The organism is Streptomyces milbemycinicus, from assembly GCF_002154605.1.
GTDB lineage: Bacteria > Actinomycetota > Actinomycetes > Streptomycetales > Streptomycetaceae > Streptomyces > Streptomyces milbemycinicus.
This window is the reverse complement of record NZ_MUNE01000490.1, coordinates 1-3543: the sequence shown is the minus strand read 5'-3', so window position 1 is coordinate 3543 and position 3543 is coordinate 1. Positions and strand designations below refer to the sequence as shown.

The window sequence follows — 3543 nt, the reverse complement described above, 5'->3', positions numbered from 1 at the left end:
GCACAGCCCGGCCCGCCGCCGTACGGTGCTGAGCGCGGCGGCGTCCAGCAGGGCGGCGGGCGCGTCCTGGCCGGGGCGCGGGGTGATGGGCGGGGTGCGGCGCTCGGTGCCGAGCAGGGCGGCGGCGACCAGGTCGTCCCAGGGTGCGGCGGTGCTCACGGCCTGCCTCCATACGGTGTCGATCCGGTGCCGGACGGGCTCTGGAGCGGGACGGGCGCCGGATCCCAGGTGGTGATCGGGGCGAACCCGCGGTGGCCGCATTCGCCGAAGACCGTGACGGGACGGCCGCCCGAGATCGCGGTCAGCTGCCACAGGTCCGTACGCCCCGTGCACCGGGGGTCGATCGGCAGGGCGGAGCCGGTCCGGGCGTCCGCCAGCTGCCAGCCTTCCTCGCCGCCCGGGATCGGGGTCACCCCCGCGAGGACGACCGGCCAGGCGTCCAGCCAGGGGTCCTCGCGCAGCGCGTCCCCGTACGCCGCCAGGGCCGAGACGATGTCACTCCCCGGCGGCACCGGGGGCGAGGGCGCGGGCAACGGCGGAGGGTCCGGGCGGCGGGTGCCGAGCGCGGCGCGCAGTGGGCGCCCGGCCGGGTAGTACGTGAGGTCGGCGTCCAGCACGATGCCGACCGGCAGGGCCAGTTCGGGGGAGTGCCCGGCCGCGCCGAAGGAGAGCAGCAGGGCCATGCGGCCCGTGTCCTGGCCGCGCAGCCAGATCCGGCGCGTCGTCAGCTTGCCGTCGGCGCTGTCCTGCTGGCCGAGGACGAGCCAGCGGTCCCGGACGGCGGTGCCGGAGGCCAGCAGCTCGGCCGTGGTCGTGGTGAGGCCGACGCGCGAGCGGGCCGTGGTGGCCAGCGCCTCCGGGAGCCGGTCCAGGCGCAAGAAGCCCTGGTTCAGCAGGTGGAGCAGGGCGCACTCCTCCAGCAGGCGCGCGGGCCAGCCCGGCCCTGAGGACGGGATGGCGCCCAGCTCCCGCACCCGCGTCTCCAGGCCGGGCGCCTGCGCGTCCACCATGCGCGCGGCCGTCTCGTCCCATGTCGCATAACCGGTGTGGTCGGCGCCGGCCAGGCCCTCGCGGAGCAGATCCGCCAGGCGCTGCTCCAGTTCGGTGGCGCCCGCGGCGATGCGCTGGGCGCGCCGCTCGGCCCGCCGCCGGGCCGCCTCCGGATCGGCGACGCCGCCCGATTCCTTCCGCCCCCCAGCGTCTCCGTCGGCTCCGTCCGCGGCCCCGGCGACGGCCGTTGACGCCGCGCGCTCGGCGCGCTCCCGCCGCTCGCTGAGCCACTGCCCGGCCCATTCGGGCGGTCCCTCGGCCTCCGGAACGCCCCCACCGCCCGCCCACAGGAGCAGCAGGCCGAGCGCGTGCTTGCAGGGGAACTTGCGGCTCGGGCAGCTGCAGCGATAGCCCGGTCCGTCCAGGTCGATGACGGTCTGATACGGCTTGCTGCCGCTGCCCGCGCACAGCCCCCACACGCCCTGGCCATGCGCCCCCGCGCCCGACCACGGGCCGGGCGCGGCGAGCTTGCCGCCCGCCTTGCGTGAAGCGGCGTCAGGAGCCAGGGCCAGCACCTGCTCCGCCGTCCAGCGTTCCCCCTGCGCATTCATGTCCTCGACGGTACGGGCACCCACTGACAACGGCCTTGACCTGCGGGTTTGTTGGCGGGCGGGCTGGTTGTCAGTGGTGTGGTGCAGGGTGGTGGACGGGTCCGGAAACGGACGGAGAGACGAGTCGTGGGGGAGCTGTGACCGTGCCTGTGCCCAGCGGAGACGAGAGCGCCGAGACCGCTGAGACCGCCGAGATCTGTGGCGGCACCGACGCCGCCGACACTGCCAAAACCGCCGATGTCACCCAGGCGGCCCAAGCCGCCGGGGGCGAGGCCCTGCGCCCGCACGCCGAGGACGCCTTCGCCGACGAGCTCAAGGCGCTCGCCGCGGCCGACGACCGCCCGCGGCCCGCCCGCTGGCGCCTGTCGCCGTGGGCGGTCGCGACGTATCTGCTCGGCGGCACGCTGCCGGACGGCACCGTGATCACGCCCAAGTACGTGGGCCCCCGCCGTATCGTCGAGGTCGCTGTCACGACCCTCGCCACCGATCGCGCGCTGCTCCTGCTGGGGGTGCCCGGCACGGCCAAGACATGGGTCTCCGAGCACTTGGCGGCGGCGGTCAGCGGCGATTCGACGCTGCTGGTCCAGGGCACCGCGGGCACGCCCGAGGAAGCCATCCGCTACGGCTGGAACTACGCCCAGCTCCTCGCCCACGGCCCCAGCCGCGAGGCGCTGGTGCCGAGCCCGGTGATGCGGGCGATGGCCGAGGGCATGACCGCGCGCGTGGAGGAGCTGACCCGTATCCCGGCCGACGTCCAGGACACGCTGATCACCGTTCTCTCGGAGAAGATCCTGCCGATCCCGGAGCTGGGGCAGGAGGTCCAGGCGGTCCGCGGCTTCAATCTGATCGCCACGGCCAACGACCGCGACCGGGGGGTCAACGAGCTCTCCAGCGCCCTGCGCCGCCGGTTCAACACGGTCGTGCTGCCGCTGCCCGCGACCGCGGAGGAGGAGGTCGACATCGTGGCCCGCCGAGTGGCCCAGATCGGCCGCTCGCTGGACCTGCCCCCGGCTCCCGAGGGCGTGGCCGAGATCCGCCGGGTGGTCACGGTCTTCCGCGAGCTGCGGGGAGGGACGACGGAAGACGGGCGCACCAAGCTCAAGTCGCCGTCGGGCACGCTGTCGACGGCCGAGGCGATCTCCGTGGTCACCGGCGGACTCGCGCTCGCCGCCCACTTCGGCGACGGCGTTCTGCGGGCGGGCGACGTGGCCGCGGGCATCCTGGGCGCGGTGGTCCGCGACCCGGCGGCGGACCGCGTCATCTGGCAGGAGTACCTGGAGACGGTGGTCCGCGAGCGCGACGGCTGGAAGGACTTCTACCGCGCGTGCCGCGAGGTGAGCGCGTGAGTGCCGCCGCCACCCAGGACCGCGCGGCGTCCCCGCCCGGCCCTCGGGCGGTGTCGGCCGAGCCGCCGTGGCCGCTGCTCCTGGGCGTACGGCACCACGGCCCGGGCTCCGCGCGGGCGGTACGGGCGGCGCTCGACGCATGCGAGCCCGGCGCCGTGCTCATCGAGGGACCACCGGAGGCGGACGCGCTCGTCGACTTCGCCGCGGAGGAGGGCATGCGGCCTCCCGTGGCCCTGCTCGCCCACGCGGTGAGCGACCCGGGGCAGGCCGCGTTCTGGCCGCTGGCCGAGTTCTCGCCGGAGTGGGTGGCCATCCAGTGGGCCCTGTCCCGCGGCGTTCCCGTACGGTTCATCGACCTCCCGGCGACGAACTCCCTGGCCCTGGCGGCCCGTACGGGTGCGGATGCGGATGGGGAGGCCGGGTCGGAGAGGGATCCGGCCGGGCGGTTGCGGGTGGATCCGCTCGCGGTGCTCGCGGAGGCCGCCGGATACGAGGAGCCGGAGCGGTGGTGGGAGGACGTCGTCGAGCACCGTGGCCTGGGCCCGGGCGCGGATACGGCGGGCGGCGCGGGGTCGGCGGGCGGCGCGGGGCCGGCG

Annotated in this window: 4 protein-coding genes; 2 read left to right on the top strand and 2 right to left on the bottom strand. The window is 75.8% G+C overall.

What is annotated here, in order from left to right; translation table 11 throughout:
* Together CCN51_RS58185 and CCN51_RS34900 are read right to left on the bottom strand one after the other, a co-directional pair.
* A partial coding sequence (locus tag CCN51_RS58185) for a DUF5691 domain-containing protein (protein WP_483883456.1) occupies positions 1–261 on the bottom strand: 261 nt, incomplete at its 3' end.
* A complete protein-coding gene (locus tag CCN51_RS34900) occupies positions 156–1601 on the bottom strand; it encodes an SWIM zinc finger family protein (protein WP_055413956.1) in 1446 nt (481 codons plus the stop codon). The genes CCN51_RS58185 and CCN51_RS34900, both read right to left, overlap by 106 nt.
* A 275-nt stretch (positions 1602–1876) precedes the next feature.
* Between CCN51_RS34900 and CCN51_RS34895 the strand changes: the two genes are divergently transcribed.
* Together CCN51_RS34895 and CCN51_RS34890 are read left to right on the top strand one after the other, a co-directional pair.
* Positions 1877–2947 (top strand): ATP-binding protein, encoded by a 1071-nt coding sequence (locus tag CCN51_RS34895; protein ID WP_106436639.1) that lies wholly within the window; start codon positions 1877–1879, stop codon positions 2945–2947.
* Positions 2948–2997: 50 nt separating this feature from the next.
* On the top strand, positions 2998–3543 hold a 546-nt coding region (locus CCN51_RS34890; protein WP_245881732.1), incomplete at its 3' end, for a DUF5682 family protein.